Source organism: Oryzophilus luti (genome assembly GCF_059726245.1).
Map to the genome: position 1 here is coordinate 2,595,964 of NZ_AP040874.1, position 15,183 is coordinate 2,611,146.

General features: G+C 62.4%; 17 protein-coding genes. 4 read left to right on the forward strand and 13 right to left on the reverse strand.

Annotated elements, in window-relative coordinates; translation table 11 throughout:
- Nucleotides 1–80: 80 nt before the first annotated feature.
- Entirely contained in the window at nucleotides 81–260 is a 180-nt protein-coding gene (locus AC6IZO_RS11150; RefSeq protein WP_497804870.1) for a hypothetical protein, read from the reverse strand.
- 180 nt (nucleotides 261–440) lie between these two features.
- Here AC6IZO_RS11150 and AC6IZO_RS11155 point away from each other — a divergent pair, with 180 nt between their 5' ends.
- The 3 genes from AC6IZO_RS11155 (at nucleotide 441) to ahpD (ending at nucleotide 2,331) form a co-directional block, all read left to right on the forward strand.
- Nucleotides 441–929, forward strand: a complete 489-nt coding sequence (locus AC6IZO_RS11155; RefSeq protein ID WP_497809950.1) for a Fur family transcriptional regulator — start codon at nucleotides 441–443, stop codon at nucleotides 927–929.
- 27 nt (nucleotides 930–956) lie between these two features.
- Entirely contained in the window at nucleotides 957–1,493 is a 537-nt protein-coding gene (locus AC6IZO_RS11160; RefSeq protein ID WP_497804871.1) for a peroxiredoxin, read from the forward strand.
- A 292-nt stretch (nucleotides 1,494–1,785) separates the two neighbouring features.
- Nucleotides 1,786–2,331: an alkylhydroperoxidase, AhpD family gene (ahpD, locus tag AC6IZO_RS11165; RefSeq protein ID WP_497804872.1), complete on the forward strand. Its 546-nt coding sequence runs from the start codon at nucleotides 1,786–1,788 to the stop codon at nucleotides 2,329–2,331.
- 335 nt (nucleotides 2,332–2,666) lie between these two features.
- On the opposite strand, the gene AC6IZO_RS11170 is transcribed toward ahpD, so the two are convergent.
- The 5 genes from AC6IZO_RS11170 to AC6IZO_RS11190 are packed head-to-tail and all read right to left on the reverse strand — an operon-like array spanning nucleotide 2,667 to nucleotide 7,341.
- Nucleotides 2,667–4,124 carry a 2-oxoacid:acceptor oxidoreductase family protein gene (locus AC6IZO_RS11170; RefSeq protein WP_497804873.1) on the reverse strand — a complete coding sequence of 486 codons (1,458 nt, stop codon included), beginning with the start codon at nucleotides 4,122–4,124 and terminating at the stop codon, nucleotides 2,667–2,669.
- A 12-nt stretch (nucleotides 4,125–4,136) separates the two neighbouring features.
- Entirely contained in the window at nucleotides 4,137–5,189 is a 1,053-nt protein-coding gene (locus tag AC6IZO_RS11175) for a 3-methyl-2-oxobutanoate dehydrogenase subunit VorB (RefSeq protein WP_497804874.1), read from the reverse strand.
- A gap of 53 nt (nucleotides 5,190–5,242) precedes the next feature.
- Nucleotides 5,243–5,503: a 4Fe-4S dicluster domain-containing protein gene (locus AC6IZO_RS11180; RefSeq protein WP_497804875.1), complete on the reverse strand. Its 261-nt coding sequence runs from the start codon at nucleotides 5,501–5,503 to the stop codon at nucleotides 5,243–5,245.
- A 2-nt stretch (nucleotides 5,504–5,505) separates the two neighbouring features.
- Entirely contained in the window at nucleotides 5,506–6,843 is a 1,338-nt protein-coding gene (locus AC6IZO_RS11185) for an acetyl-CoA hydrolase/transferase family protein (protein ID WP_497804876.1), read from the reverse strand.
- Between the two features lie 36 nt (nucleotides 6,844–6,879).
- Nucleotides 6,880–7,341 (reverse strand): RsbRD N-terminal domain-containing protein, encoded by a 462-nt coding sequence (locus AC6IZO_RS11190; protein ID WP_497804877.1) that lies wholly within the window; start codon nucleotides 7,339–7,341, stop codon nucleotides 6,880–6,882.
- A 373-nt stretch (nucleotides 7,342–7,714) separates the two neighbouring features.
- Here AC6IZO_RS11190 and dtd point away from each other — a divergent pair, with 373 nt between their 5' ends.
- Nucleotides 7,715–8,164, forward strand: coding sequence for a D-aminoacyl-tRNA deacylase (dtd, locus tag AC6IZO_RS11195; RefSeq protein WP_497804878.1), 450 nt, complete (start codon nucleotides 7,715–7,717; stop codon nucleotides 8,162–8,164).
- A 60-nt stretch (nucleotides 8,165–8,224) separates the two neighbouring features.
- Here dtd and AC6IZO_RS11200 read toward each other — a convergent pair whose 3' ends face one another.
- The 7 genes from AC6IZO_RS11200 to AC6IZO_RS11230 all read right to left on the reverse strand — a co-directional run bounded on the left by AC6IZO_RS11200 (nucleotide 8,225) and on the right by AC6IZO_RS11230 (nucleotide 15,063).
- Nucleotides 8,225–9,523, reverse strand: coding sequence for a transcription antitermination factor NusB (locus tag AC6IZO_RS11200; RefSeq protein ID WP_497804879.1), 1,299 nt, complete (start codon nucleotides 9,521–9,523; stop codon nucleotides 8,225–8,227).
- An 8-nt stretch (nucleotides 9,524–9,531) separates the two neighbouring features.
- Entirely contained in the window at nucleotides 9,532–10,467 is a 936-nt protein-coding gene (gene fmt / locus AC6IZO_RS11205; protein ID WP_497804880.1) for a methionyl-tRNA formyltransferase, read from the reverse strand.
- A 4-nt stretch (nucleotides 10,468–10,471) separates the two neighbouring features.
- On the reverse strand, nucleotides 10,472–10,981 hold the full coding sequence (gene def, locus AC6IZO_RS11210) for a peptide deformylase (protein ID WP_497804881.1): 510 nt from the start codon (nucleotides 10,979–10,981) through the stop codon (nucleotides 10,472–10,474).
- Entirely contained in the window at nucleotides 10,981–12,156 is a 1,176-nt protein-coding gene (gene aroC / locus AC6IZO_RS11215) for a chorismate synthase (protein ID WP_497804882.1), read from the reverse strand. Before aroC ends, def begins: the two co-directional genes overlap by 1 nt.
- A gap of 412 nt (nucleotides 12,157–12,568) precedes the next feature.
- The gene (locus tag AC6IZO_RS11220) at nucleotides 12,569–13,210 is read right to left on the reverse strand and encodes a CPBP family glutamic-type intramembrane protease (RefSeq protein WP_497804883.1); all 642 of its coding nucleotides are present in this window, start codon (nucleotides 13,208–13,210) and stop codon (nucleotides 12,569–12,571) included.
- Between the two features lie 28 nt (nucleotides 13,211–13,238).
- Nucleotides 13,239–13,778: a peptide-methionine (S)-S-oxide reductase MsrA gene (gene msrA, locus AC6IZO_RS11225; RefSeq protein WP_497804884.1), complete on the reverse strand. Its 540-nt coding sequence runs from the start codon at nucleotides 13,776–13,778 to the stop codon at nucleotides 13,239–13,241.
- Between the two features lie 298 nt (nucleotides 13,779–14,076).
- On the reverse strand, nucleotides 14,077–15,063 hold the full coding sequence (locus AC6IZO_RS11230) for a 3'-5' exoribonuclease YhaM family protein (protein WP_497804885.1): 987 nt from the start codon (nucleotides 15,061–15,063) through the stop codon (nucleotides 14,077–14,079).
- Between the last annotated feature and the right edge of the window lie 120 nt (nucleotides 15,064–15,183).

Consider the following 15,183-nt stretch of genomic DNA (forward strand, 5'->3'; position numbering starts at 1 on the left):
GCCCCGGGCCACGCCTTTTCGTTTGTTCAGAAAAGAGAGCACGACGTTGCCTTCTACCTTCGCCGTGAGGGTACGCTTCTCTACTCCGCTTCTTCCTGCAACAACTGCTCCATCGTCTTTTTGTGCTTTGCCTGGCGATGCTCAAGCCGGGATTTCGTGTCGGGCAGCACCTGTGTAACCGGCACTGGGCCGACCTTCTCGCGCGCCGCGTCCTTCACGGCTTTCACTTTGCTGAACGTGTCTTTCTTCTTCGTTGCCATGTTGTCTCTCTTCGCTGCTTTGTATCACAGCTTGAAGGCCGCAGGAAATACACCGTACGCCAGATGCTCCCCGATTGGGCACACAGGCACCACCACCATCGGGATTCCAGATTTCTTTTTGGAGAAAATTTCTCCAATGCGAATCCTTTTCCTCCGTGCCACATCTATTCCACTGTGAAGATGCAGACAGAGGACGGCTTCCGTGAGATGTGCCACCGCAACGGTTTGGCGGCGACGCATCAGCGGTACGTGATCTACAACGCCCTCCAGCGCATGACCGGGCACCCCGGGCCGGAGGAGATCTACGACCGCGTTCGCGCCGAGATCCCTTCGATTTCGCTGGCCACTGTCTACAAGACCCTGCATTCGTTCCTGGAGTCGGGAATCCTCAATGAGGTCACACTTCACGGCGGCTCTCTGCGCGTGGATCCCAACCCGGAGCTTCACCATCACCTGGTGTGCGTCGAGTGCCGCTCCATTACGGATATTCCCGCTGAAGCAGTGGGTCCGATCAAGATGCAAGGCAAGTTGCCGCAGGGCTTCCACGTGGAGCGCTATGCGGTGGAGATACAGGGCCTGTGCGCGCAGTGTGCCGCGCGATTGAAGAAGAGCGGCAGCAGCCCGCAGTCCCGCAACATAACCGGTTCCGGCGCTTCGCGCGCCAACTGAATTTCAACTCAAAGAAGGAGATAGTGCATGCTTGGTGTTGGCGAAAAGTTTCCCGAGTTCTCTCTGACCGCGGCTGTGAGCCTGGAAAAGGGCAAGGAGTTCCAGAACATCACCGAAAAGAGCTTTGAAGGCAAGTGGAAGGTCTACTTCTTCTGGCCCAAGGACTTCACCTTTGTCTGCCCTACGGAAATCGCGGCCTTCGGCAAGGCCAACAAGGATTTCCAGGATCGCGATGCGCAGATCCTCGGCGGCTCGGTCGATAACGAGTTCGTTCACATTGCCTGGCGCAACAACCACCCCGACCTCAAGAACCTGCCCTTCCCCATGCTCTCTGACATCAAGCATGAGCTGATCGGCAAGCTCGGCGTGCAGGACGCCAAGGCCGGCGTTGCGCAGCGCGCCACCTTCATCGTGGACCCCGAAGGCATCATCCGCTTCGTTTACGTCACCGAACTCTCGGTGGGCCGCAACCCGCAGGAAGTCCTGCGCGTGCTTGACGCCCTGCAGACCGATGAGCTGTGCCCCTGCAACTGGCACAAGGGTGAAGAAACCATCCACGTCTAACCAGGCAGCGGAAGGTACGTTCACGAGGAAACCGGGTTCGGCCCGGCGGTGATTGCTCGGAACGTACCGCATGAGTTCCGCTCTGACCGGAATTTCCCGGGCGCCCGTTCAGGCTCTCATCGTCTGCGCGGGCGCCTCGTGGAGTCCTGCTTCACCCGGAGCCATCAACCAGTGGTCTTCCCGGGTGAAGCAAGGAATCTGTCTCACCCCACGGGAATCTTCAACTGTTTGCCACGCGCAGCCCACGCGGCGCGCGAAAGATGCAACACGCACTTACAACAGAGGAACCAATATGTCTGACAACGCCGCCAATCTCGCCGCCCTCATCGACAGCATTCCCGACTACGCCCGCGACCTGCGCCTGAACTGGAGCTCGCTGGAGCAGTCCGCCGAGCTGACCGACGCGCAGAAGTGGGGCACGCTCGTCGCCTCCGCCTATGGCGCGCGCAATCCGCAGCTTGCCAAGGCCGTGGCGGAAGCCGCCGCCGCGCACCTGACGCCCGAGCAGATTACGGCGGCCAAAGGCGCTGCCGGCATCATGGGCATGAACAACATCTACTACCGCTTCCAGCACCTGGTTTCGAATGAGAAATACTCGACCATGCGCGCGGGCCTTCGCATGAACATCCTGCGCACGCACGGCGTTCCCACCGAGGACTTCGAGCTGTGGTGCCTGGCGGTCTCGGCCATCAATGGTTGCGGCATGTGCATTGACAGCCACGAAAAGGTGGTGCGCGAAAAAGGCGTGAGTGAAGAAGTCATCCTCGCCGCCATCCGCATCGCCTCGGTCGTCAACGCCGTGGCCAGCGTGCTCGACGCCGAAGCCATCAACGCCTGAGGGATTTTCGAATTTTCGGATTGCAGGATCTTGGGATTTGGCAGCCGCGCGAACCAACGCCATCTGGCCCGCGAGTGAACAGCGTGAACTCAGAATCTCTGCTCAGTGTTTTTTCCCTTGAAGAGTGCCCGGCTTCAGCCGGGCCACACGCTCCCCTGTGTAGTCCCGCTCCTCGGCGAGGGCAGGGCTGGCTGGCGCGAAGTGCCGGCCAACCGCGCCCGTTGTAAGGCGCGGCCCAGCCGGAGTTGAGGAGACGCGCACAAAATAGATTCCGCGCACAAAAGGCCCTCCGGCTTTCACCGGAGGGCTTCTCTCTTGCTCTCTCTCCCAAAGGGCTACAACTCTTCACTACTGAAGCCGTCCGGCTGCGAAACCGAGCCGACCAGCACCTGCTCGTCAATGTACCGGCGCCCAGCTTCCAGAGCCTGCTTGTCCATCTTCAACAGCTTTTCGTTCTTCACCATGGTGGACAGCACATCGAGGGCCGTGGTCGGCGGCAGGCATTCGGTCACCTCCAGCAGCGCGCCCAGCATCACGATGTTGCCCACCTTCGGCGTGCCAATTTCGTCGGCCAGTTCCGCCGCCGGAACGCAGATGATGTTGCGTCCCATCGCGTCGAACTCATCTGGCAGTTGCTTGGCGTTGTAGATCACCACGCCGTCCGCTGCCACCGCAGGCAGGAACTTGCGCAGCGACGGCTCGTTCATCGCCACCAGCACCTTGGGGTGTGCGATGACCGGCGAGCCGATGCGTTTGTTCGAGAGCGACACGTGGCAGTGCGCGCTGCCCGAACGCATCTCCGGCCCGTACGACGGCAGCCAGCTCACTTCCATCTGCTCGCGCATGCCCATCTCGGCCAGAATCTGTCCCAGCAGCAGCACGCCCTGTCCGCCAAAGCCGGCGATCTTCATCGTCGTGTCCTTGGTGCGCGGGTGCGTATGCTTCACCGTTGAAGCCGCCTTTGTAAGCCCCAGCACTTCTTCCATCGACTTCTGCGGAGCCGCAATCTGCGGAATCTCTGGAATGCGGTCGCGGAAGACGCCGAGCGGGAACTGCTTGGTCAGCGTTTCGTTCACGAACTTGCGCGCCGCCGTTGGTTCCATTTTCAGGATCGTCGGGCAGGGCGAAAGAATTTCGACCATGGTGAAGCCCGCGCCCTGCTTCTGAAGTTCGAGCGCCTTGCGGATGGACTTGCGCGCCTTCAGCACGGTCTTGGCATCGCCCAGCGCCACGCGCTCAATGTAGACGGGCGCTTCCAGCGTGGCCAGCATCTCGGCCATGTGGATCGGGAAGCCCTCGTTGTTCGGGCGGCGTCCCCACGGAGAGGTGGTGCTGGTCTGCCCCACCAGCGTGGTCGGCGCCATCTGCCCGCCGGTCATGCCGTAGATGGAGTTGTTCATGAAGAAGACGGTGATGTTCTCGCCGCGGTTGGCCGCGTGAATGATCTCCGCCGTGCCGATTGCCGCCAGGTCGCCGTCGCCCTGGTAGCTGATGACGATGCTGCCGGGGTTGGCGCGCTTGGCGGCCGTGGCCACCGCAGGCGCACGCCCGTGCGCCGCCTGCATGTTGCCCACATCCAGGTAGTAATAGGCGAACACCGAGCAGCCGACCGGGCTGACGAAGATCGTCTTGTCCTGCACGCCCAGTTCCTCAATGGCATCGGCAATCAGCTTGTGCGCCACGCCGTGTCCGCAGCCGGGGCAATAGTGAGTCTGGTTCTGGTTCTCGTCCTTGCGCTCGTAAAGGTCGTAGAAGACTGGCGATTTGTGCTCTGCAATCTCAAAGTTATCCATCGTGTCCTCCCCTTACACCAGCGCCATTACGTGCTGTTGCAGGTGCGCCAGCAGCTCTTCCGCCGTGGGCACGTTGCCACCCACGCGGCTGTAGAAATCGACCGGCTTGCTGCCGCCGAGCGCCAGCTTGACGTCTTCCACCATCTGCCCGGTGCTCAACTCCACGGTCAGCACGCGCGAGCAGTTCTTGGCGGTTTCCGCCAGCGCCAGCGACGGATATGGCCACAGCGTGACCGGACGGAACACCCCGACCTTGATGCCCTGCGCCCGCGCCATGTCCACCACCGTACGCAGCACGCGCGAGACAATGCCGTAACCGACCATCAGGATCTCGGCGTCCTCCGCCTGGTAGGTCTCCCAGCGCGTCTCGGTCAGCTCGATTTCCTTGTACTTCGCCTCCAGCTTGCGCACGTGCTTTTCCAGCAGGTCCGCCGTCAACTGGATCGAGGTGACAAGGTTCTTGCGGGTCTCGGCCGTGCCGCGCACCGCCCACGGTTTTTCCGGCTGCTTGACTTCAATCAGTTCGAGATCGAGCGGCTCCATCATCTGGCCCACGTAGCCGTCAGCCAGCACCACCGCCGGGTTGTTGTACTTGTCGGAAAGCTCAAAGGCCAGCATTGTCAGCGAAGCCATCTCCTGCACGCTCGCCGGTGCCAGCACAATGTTGCGGTAGCAGCCGTGTCCGCCGCCCTTGGTGATCTGGAAGTAGTCGCCCTGCTCCGGCGCGATGTTGCCCAGCCCCGGCCCGCCGCGCATCACGTCCACAATCACCGCCGGCAGCTCCGCGCCCGCAATGTAGCTGAAGCCTTCCTGCATCAGGCTGATGCCCGGCCCGCTCGACGCGGTCATCACGCGCTGGCCTGCTCCGGCCGCGCCGTAAACCATGTTGATGGCCGAGACTTCACTCTCCGCCTGCAGGAACGTGCCGCCCACTTCCGGAATCAGCAGCGCCGCATACTCGGCGATTTCGCTGGCCGGCGTGATCGGGTATCCGTAGAAGGTTCGGCAGCCCGCCATGATGGCGGCCTTCACAACCGCGACGTTGCCCTTGCATAGTTGCCGCATCTCAGGCCTCCTCTCCACGAACCGTGGCTACCGCTATGCGCACAGCACAAGGCTCAGCAGGTTGCCGCATCGGGCACCTCCCGTACCACCGCGGGCTTCACCATCTTGTAGACCGTGATGGCGCCCGGCTCCGGACACACAAAGAAACACACGCCGCAACCGCTGCACTGCTCGCCCGTATACTCCGCCGGGTGGACACCGTAGTGGTTCAGCTCCGCCTTCAGGTGCAGCACGTGGACCGGGCAGCTCTCAACGCAAAGCCCGCATCCCTTGCACTCGTTCTGATCGATCTTCACATCGCCGTGTGACGCCATACCTACCTCGTTTCCTCCAGGGCCGCCATGGCCCGCGAGCTCCGGCGCATCCACTTCATGCGCTCGCAATGTGCGTAGAGTTCGTCGCGGAACTTCGGATGAGCTACTTGGATCAATGCCTCGGCCCGCTGCCGTATGTTCTTGCCGTGCAGATAGGCCACCCCATACTCGGTCACTACGTAATGCACATCGGCGCGCGTGGTCACCACGCCCGCCCCCTGGTCCAGGAACGGCACAATGCGCGAAAGCGCGCCGCCCTTTGCCGTGGCTGGCAGAGCGATGATCGGCTTGCCGTTCTTGCTGCGCGCGGCCCCGCGGATAAAGTCGAGTTGTCCGCCAAAGCCGCTGTAAAACTTGGTCCCAATCGAATCGGAAACAACCTGCCCGGTCAGGTCGATCTGCAACGCCGAGTTGATGGCCACCACGCTGTCGTTCTGCGCAATCACCATCGGGTCGTTGCAATAGATACTCGGGCGGAAATCAAAGATCGGGTTCTCTCGCACGTAGTCATACATGCGGTCAGTCCCCAGGGCAAAGCCCAGCACAATGCGGTTCGGGTCAATCTGCTTGCGGTGACCGTTGATGACGCCGCTTTCAATCAGCGGAATCGCGCCTTCCAGCAACGTCTCCGTGTGCACACCCAGGTCGCGGCGGTCCGTCAGGTACGGCAGGATCGCATCGGGAATGCCGCCAATGCCGGTCTGCAAACATGCACCGTCGTCGATGAGCGGCGCCACCAGCTTCGCAATCGCCTCCTGCTCCGGAGTCGGCGGAGCCGAAACAATCTGCGGCAGCGGCTGCGAGCACTCCACGAATGCGTCAATATCGCGCACGTGGATGAAGTTGTTGCCGCAGGTGCGCGGCATGCGGTCGTTCACCTGCGCAATCACCCGGCGTGCGTGCTGCGCAGCCGTCAGTGCAATCTCCACGCACACGCCCATGCTGCAGTAGCCAAAACGGTCGGGCGGCGAGACATGCATCAGCGCCACGTCCAGTGGCAGGTCTCCGTCCGTGAACAAGGTTTCAATGTCGCCCAGGTTCACCGGAATGTAGTCGCCACGGCCCGCCTGCACCGCCTCGCGCACGTTGGCGCCGATGAACAGCGCGTTCACCCGCAGATTGTCCTGCAGCTCCGGCGCCGTGATGTGCGGCTCGCCAAAGGCCAGCAACTGCACCACCTCAACGTCCGTTACCGACTTGCCGCGCCGTGCCAGCGCCTCCAGCAGCACCTGTGGATACGCCGCATTGGCGTGCACGAACACGCGGCTGTGCGAATCCACACACTGCAAGGCCTCATCGGCCGTCATCAACCTGCGTTTGTATAATTCCTGCCACTGCATACAGACACCGCTTTCCAGTAACACTCAGTAAAACTCTTATGAATTGCTCTTGGCCTGGACCTTTAATGCTTCCTCATAGCCCGCGGCCGCGTAATAAATCGCCCGGTCGATGAACTGATCGAGCAACTGGAAAATCTTCAACTCGCTGAACACCTCTGCGGGCTGCTGCAGAAGGTCGTTGGCGGTGAAGTATTCCCACAGGTTTTCCTTCACCAGCGTGATGCACCACAGCACCTGGCAGAGCGGCACGCCCTCTTCGGCGCGGCGCGCGCCAATCGCCATGTAACGCTGCTCAATATCCTGCTCGGTCCGGCTCATCAGCCACTGCCCCATTTGCTGATAAACCTCGCCCACCAGATGCTCCAGTTCGTACTGGTCCACCTTGGTGCGATAGTCGCGGCAGCGGTCGGAGTTGGCGATCTGCTCGCCGAGTGACTTTGCCAGTCCCTGGGCGTGGGCCTCGATCAACTTCACCAGCCTGTAGCCAAGCAGCGTCATCCTTCCTCCAGACACTTCTGCCCTCCCCGGATCGCACTCCGGGCGGTGGTTACCGAGGCTTTCAGGAAAAGCGGGCAGGCCTTGTGTAACACGTAGTTGTAGCCCGGGTGCTCTGCGCCAACGGTGATTCAAGTCACATTTCCGGGTGACTCGAATCACGCCGTGAACTATTTTTGTAATCCATTACGAATCAATATCTTAGACCATGATGCAACGCTCGTGGCGGAAGCTCCCCAGAAGCGGATATCAGGCCTGTTTTCGATTTCCATAAGACAAACTAATTACCGCATTAGCACCTTCATAGAATCCACCGACGGAAGCCCGTCGGGCCGGTGCCTTGACTCTCTCGCTCAATGTGCGAAATCCTCACCGTATGCGTGCTGTGGTGCAACGTGTCTCTGCGGCTTCGGTGGAAGTGGAAGGCAGCTTAGTCGGCCGGATCGAACGCGGCTTGCTCGTGCTCGTCGGCGTCACCCATGCCGACACCGAGACCGACGCGCAGTACCTCGCCGGAAAAATCGCAGGGCTTCGCATCTTTGAAGATGAGGCTGGCAAGATGAACCGGAGCGTGACCGACATTGGCGGCGCGGTGCTTGCGGTCTCGCAGTTCACGCTCTACGGAGACGTTCGCAAGGGCAAGCGCCCCAGCTTTGACGACGCCGCCCGCCCCGAACAGGCGCGCCAGCTCTACGAGCGCTTCGTCGCCGAGGTGCGTGCGCTCGGCCTGCCCTGCGAGACCGGCCAGTTCCAGGCGCACATGCGCGTGGCGCTCACCAATGACGGCCCGGTGACCATTCTGCTCGACAGCGGCAAGTCATTCTAGCTGCCCGCACGCACAGCCGCTGCGGTCCATTCCCAAATTGTGAAACTGCGGACCGTCGGCTTACGCGCCGCGACGTTGCAGCACGGCCGCAAAGAAGCCTTCGCAGGGATGCACGCCGGGCAGCGTGCGCAGGAATTCTCCACGCACCAGAGACTCCGGCTCCACGCTCAGTTCACCCTCGTCGCGCAGTCGGCGCAACTCTTCCACGCACGGCACCACGGCAAACTCCGGCGTCAACTCCGCACGCACCGCGGCTTCGCACTCCTCCGGCTCCAGCGAGCAGGTGGAATAGATGAGCTTCCCGCCGGGCGCGACCTGCCCCATCGCTGCCCGCAAAATCGCCCGCTGACGACGCTGCAAATCCTCGAGGTCTTCCGGCTTCAGCTTCCAGCGGATCTCCGGGTTGCGTGCCAAGGTTCCGGTGCCCGAGCACGGCACGTCGGCCAGCACGCAGGAGAACTCAGCTGACGGCGCAAGCTGGCTCGCATCTTCGGTGCGCACTTCCACGTTCTTCGCCGCCACGCGCTCGCGCAGCAGGCGCGCGCGGTGCGGATGCAGTTCGAGCGCGACAATGCGCGCCTGAGGATTGCGCGCGGCTATCAGCGCCGTCTTGCCGCCCGGCGCGGCACAGCAATCCAAGAAGCTCTCCGCCCGCCCCGCCAGCAGCGCCACCAGTTGCGAACCTTCGTCCTGCGCAGCAGCGCGGTGCTCGCGGAAGGCCCGTGCTTCGCGCAACTCGCCACCCACAACGCGCCGCGCACTGCGCACAATTCTTCCCGGCGCAAGTTGCACGCCCTCGTCCGCCAACTGCTGCGCAACATCCGGTGAAGCCAGCCGCAGAGCCGTCTCCGGCGCGTGCTGCCCGTAGTCACAGATGCGCGCCGCAGCCTCATCTCCAAAATGTTGACGCCAGCGCTCCACCAGCCACGCGGGATAAGCCGCCTCCGTACTCTGCGGCGAAGCCTGCGGCTTAGCAGAGGCGATCTTGCGCAACACGGCGTTGGTCATGGGCGCGGCGGAGACCTTGCGCGCGCGCCGCACCAGTTCCACGCTCTCATTCACCGCCGCATGCGCCGGAATGCGGTCGAGATGCAGCAGTTGGTACGCCCCCAGCCGCAGCGCCGTCAGCACTTCCGCATCCAGCTTCTTTAGAGCCTTTGAGACGTGCGCGGCGATTGCCGCATCGAGCGCGCCCTGCCAGCGCAGCGTGCCCATCACCAACTCGGTGGCCAGCGCGCGGTCCTGCGCGGAGAGCGGCTCCAGTTGCGGGCCGTTCAGCAGCTCCACCGCATAGGCGTCCTCGCGCCCCACCTGTAACAGGAGCGCAAAGGCCACACGGCGCGCTGGAGAAATCGACATGTATGGATTTACTGTCCGAGTTGCTCGCCCGGCTTCGGCTGGTATCCGTTCAGAAACTCGCGGGCGGTCATGCGGCGCTTGCCTTCCAGTTGCAACTCCAGCAGCTCAAGCGCACTGCCCTCGCCGCATCCGGCAAACAGTCTTCCGTGCTCCGCTGCCAGTTCACCCGGCGCAATCTTCGGTGCATCGGTGGCCACAGCCACCGCGTGAAGCACCAAACCCTTTTTACGGAAGGTGGTGAAAGCTCCCGGCCACGGCTGGAAGCCGCGCAGACGATTGCGAATCTCCGCCCCCGTGCGCGTAAAGTCCACGCGCCCGTCTTCCTTACTCAGAATCGGCGCGAGCGATGACTCGGCATCGTTCTGCTTGCGCGGCGTGATGGTGCCGTCTTCAAGGCCCTTGAGCGTCTCAATCAGCAGTTCTGCACCGGTCGCCGCCAGCTTCGGAGCCAGCGTCACGGCCGTGTCGTCGCCGGAGATTTCGACTTCGTTCTGTAGCAGGATGTCGCCGGTGTCGAGTCCTGCATCGAGCCGCATGGTGGTGTTGCCGGTCACGTGCTCGCCCCGCGCAATCGACCACTGAATCGGAGCCGCGCCGCGATACTTCGGCAGCAGCGAGGCGTGCAGGTTGATGTTGCCGTGCTTCGGCAGCGCCAGCATCCAGTCCGGAATGAGGCGTCCATAGCCGATGACGATGATCGCCTCCGGCTGAAGACGCTCCAGTTCGGCACGGAATTCCTCGTTCTTTTTGATCTTTTCCGGCTGCGCGACGGGCAGGTTCAGCGCAATCGCTGTTTGCTTCACTGGCGAGAACGCCAGCTCCATGCCGCGCCCCTTGGGGCGGTCCGGCTGCGTCACAACCAGTTCGACCGTGTGTCCGGCACGCACCACGGCCTCCAGGCCGGGCACGGCAAATTGCGGGGTACCGCAGAAAACAAGTTTCACAGTCCTACCACTCGCCCAGTTTCTGCAGCTTCTTGATCTTGCGCTTGATCAGGTCGCGCTTGAGCAGCGAGACGTGCGAGATGTAGAGCTTGCCGTCGAGGTGGTCTATCTCATGCTGGAAGGCGCGCGCCAGCAGTTCTTCGCCGGTCTTCTCAAACCAGTTGCCGTTCACGTCCTGCGCGCGCACCGTCACCTTGCGGGCACGGGTCACGTTCTCGCGGAAGTCCGGAATGCTGAGGCAGCCTTCCTGTCCCTGCTGCTTGCCTTCCATCGCAATGATGGTCGGGTTGGCCAGCACCAGCCTGGCGTCGGGGTCTTCCTTGAAGCTGACATCGATCACCGAGAGGCGCAGCGAGAGGCCAATCTGCGGCGCGGCCAGGCCCACGCCCTGCGCCACGTACATCGATTCAAACATGTCTTCGACCAGCGTCTTCAGCTTGTCGTCGAACTCCGTCACCGGCGCGCCCACTTTCTCCAGCACCGGGTCACCGTATTTCACAATGGGGTAAATCATCAGTAGTTTCGCACCTGTTCGCAATATCCCCGGTAGTTGCGGCCGAGTTCTTCGGCGGAGTCGCCGCCGAACTTCTCCAGCACCGCTGCGGCCAGCGTCAGCGCAACCATCGCCTCGCCGACCACGCCCGCCGCCGGGACCACACAAACATCTGAACGTTCGTATGACGCTTTCACCGGCTCGCGCGTCGCAAAATCCACCGAACCCAGCGGACGCCGCAAGGTCGAGATGGGCTTCAGGAAGCCTCGCACCACCACGTCGCAGCCGTTCGTGATGCCGCCTTCAAGACCGCCGGCATGGTTGGTCGGACGCGTGAACTTCGTGAACGGGCCATCGTCGGCGCGGTATCCAATCTCGTCGTGCACGGTCGAGCCCATCGAGGCCGCCGCCAGCACGCCGTCGCCAATCTCCACGCCCTTCACCGCCTGGATCGACATAACGGCCGCCGCCAGCTTCGCATCCAGCCGCTCATCCCAGTTCGCGTGCGTTCCCAGGCCCGGCGGCACGTTGTGCGCCACCACCTCAAAGACGCCGCCAACGGTGTCGCCCGTGCGCAGCGCAATGTCGGCCTGCGCCTTCATCTCTGCCTCGCTCGCGGCGTCCACGCAGCCGAGCATCACTTCGTCTTTCGCCGCCAGCTCCTGCAACTCCTGCCAGCTCGCGGTGCGCTTCAAGCGGGCTTCGCCAACCTGCAAAACATGGCTTAAAACTTCAATACCAACCTCGCGCAGCAGCAGCTTGGCCACCGCTCCGGCCGCCACGCGCGCCGTGGTCTCACGCGCCGAGGCACGCTCCAGAATGTAGCGAGCATCCGGCAGGTTGTACTTCAGCGCGCCCGCCAAATCCGCATGTCCGGGCCGCGGAGACTTCACCGCGCGATGCTTCGCCGGATCGCCCGGTCCCACCGGCAGCGACTCCGTCCAGTTCTGCCAGTCGCGGTTTTCAATCAGCATGGCAATTGGCGAGCCGATGGTCTTCCCGTGGCGTACACCGGAAAGGAACCGCGCACGGTCGGTTTCAATCTTCATGCGCCCGCCGCGTCCGTAGCCCTGTTGCCTGCGCCACAGTTCCCGGTCCACGAATTCCTGCTCGATCGAGACACCCGCCGGCAACCCCGAAAGGGTTGCCACCAGTGCCTCGCCATGCGACTCTCCCGCCGTAGCAAAACGAAACATAGTTTCATTTTACCGAATGCAGCCGCCAAAGTTGCAGAAAACCAAGCGCCTGCGCCAGCACCGGCGGTCGGCAGCAATGCCGCTGCGTTCCCCGTCGTGCGCAACGGCATTTCCCTCTCCAACGCGAACTTCCGCAGGACTGCGGGCTATCGCGTTAACTCGCTCTCGCCGGAGCGTCACGGACTCGCCCGGCAACCTCGGTCTCACTAGGTAAGCTTGGTCTCGTCGGGGCCTTGGGCTTCACCAAGTAAGCTGGGGTCTAAACGGGTAGCCCCGGGCTTCAGCCCGGGGTCAAGGCAGCACAGGGGTAGGAGGCAGCCCTCGCCGAGGGCTGGGCAGGCCGTCGCGCAGTGACGGCCCCCGCGCCTTTCTTCAGGCGCGGCACAGCCCGAGTTGAGGGCCCGCCGCCCTACTACGAGACCAGCGCTTTTCCCGCCCCGTGGTAGAACAGGCTGCCCAAGCCCACACTGAACATGAAGCATCCGTACAGCGCGTGCTCAATGGCCGAAACCAGCAGCGACCGGCTGACGGTGAAGCGCCAGGCAAACAGCAGCCCGGCAAAGAACGTCAGCCCCACCGACCACGGACTGCGGAAGATCAGGTGCGAGAAGCCGAAGACGGTCGCGCTCGCCAGGATCAGACCGACCGACGAGGGGAACAGCGGCCGGTATCGCTCCAGGAAGAAGGCGCGGTAGATGATCCCTTGCGGGTAGACCGAAAAGATCGGATAGCCCACCATCACCACCGCCCAGAACAGCGGGTGGCTTCGCACGAAGATGAACAACTGCTGCGGCAGCCGCCACCAGACAAATGCCGTCACCGAGGCGGCCATCACGGCAAAGCCCGCCAGCACCCACGGCAGTTGCCGCAACAGGGGCGCCGGGTTCCACAGCCGCGTCAGGTCGTAGCCGTTATTGCGCAGCACCAGGCAGCAGTAGACCGACACCACCCACAGCACCGGCAATGGAGAAATGTTCTGGGGCACCGCGCAGAAGGAGAGCGGCATCACCCCGAACAGCACCGCGAATTCCAACCACAGCCACGCTTTGCTCATCACAGCCCCCTGCGCGGAGCCTCCCGGCTCACTCCCGGCGACGCTCCGCGAACTTCGCCTCAAACTTGCGGACTTTGGGCGCCACTACAAACTGGCAATACGGCTGATATGCATTGTTTGTGAAGTACTGCTGGTGATACCCCTCGGCCTTCCAGAACTCCCGGGCCGGCTCCACGGCCGTGACAATCGGCGCATCGAACACCTTCTGCGCCGCCAGCACGGCAATAAACTGTTGCGCCTCTTCGCGTTGCGCCTCGCTGGTGTAGAAGATGACCGACCGGTACTGCGTGCCTGCGTCATTGCCCTGGCGGTTGAGCGTGGTCGGGTCGTGGACGGTGAACAACACTTCCAGCAGCTCCCGAAAGCTCACCACCGCCGGGTCGAAGCTGATGCGCACCACCTCGGCGTGGCCGGTCGCCCCGGTGCACACCTGCTCATAGCTCGGCTGCGGACGCGCCCCGCCCATGTAGCCGGATTCGACCGCGAGCACGCCCTTCATGCGCTCGAAGACCGCCTCCAGACACCAGAAACAACCGCCGCCAAAGACCGCCACCTCTCCGCTTTCCATGCGCCATTCGATGCAGACAGAGCGAGGAGGTTGCACGAGAGATTGCATGACCGGCAGGGTAGGGATTAGGGACTAGGGGATAGGGGGTAGAACGGAAGAAAGGTCTGGTGCCCAGAGCTAGCCTCGCAACGCTCGGCGAACCTGGGACACCAGCTACGGGCACGAAGACATTGCCCCCAAAGAGCTGCGTCATGCTGAGCGCAGCGAAGCATCTGCTGTTACCGCACGCGCACGAATGTCACGCAGATAAAAGCAGATCCTTCGTCACTGCGCTCCTCAGGATGAGGTTGGGGCAGAGCTACTCGCTCTTCCCTTCCTGCTTCTTCAGGAATTTCTGCGTGTTCAGCAGCGGACGCGCCAGCGAGGCGTTGTAGCTGGTCCACGGGGACTCCAGTTCGGAGTCGCGTTCCATCTGCGCCCTCATGGCTTCCATCTTCGAGTCGAGGTCGTCCATGTAGTGCAGCAGCAACGCCTCGGGGAACATGGGCAGCTTGGGCGAGCCGAATTCGTACTGCCCGTGGTGGCTGATGATCAGGTGCTCCACCAGCAGCTTCAGCTCGTCGGGGAAGCCCGCAACCAGAGCCATCTTCTCGTGCAGCATGTCGAGTTCGATGATCATGTGCCCGAGCAACTGGCCCTCGGTGGTGTAGCTGAACGAGCGCGCGTAGGTCAGCTCGTAAATCTTGCCAATGTCGTGCAGGAAGGCCCCGGTGATGACCAGATCGCGGTCGACCATCGGGTAGTTGCGCACAATCAGATCGCAGGAGGTCATCAGCGAGATGACATGCTCCAGCAGCCCGCCAATAAAGGCGTGGTGCAGCGTCTTGGCTGCCGGCGCGTTCTTATAGGCCGTGGCGATCTTCTCGTCGGCCATGAAGGCCTCCAGCAGCGCCTTCAAATGCGGGTTCTGCATGCTGGCTACAAACTGCCCGAGCTTTGCCCAAAGCTCGGCAACGTCCTTGGTCGTCTTCGGCAGGTAGTCGGAGAAGTCGATCTCCGGCTCGTCCATCTTGCGGACCTTGTGGACCGTAAGCTGCCAGCGCTGGTTATACTTGTTGATGAGGCCTTTGATCTTCACCACGTCGTCCTGCTCGAAGGTGTAGGCCACCTCCTCGACGTTGTCCCACATCTTGGCCGCAATCTGCCCGGTGCGGTCCACCAGCATCAGGTCAAGATAAGGCTCGCCTGACTTTTTCGACTTGATCTGTTTGCTGGCGACCACGAAGCTGCTGGTGATCGTCTTGTTTTCCTGTTGCGCGGCATCGCGCACGTAAAATTCTTTCATGGGTTCTCCGCCTTCACAGGCCCTTGTTACGGGGGCGGGCATGGTTGCAAACCCATGGTATCGCACCCGGCAAAATCGCCGCCGCCGATGCTCCAAGTTTCACAAAAAAGCCCCGGGAAG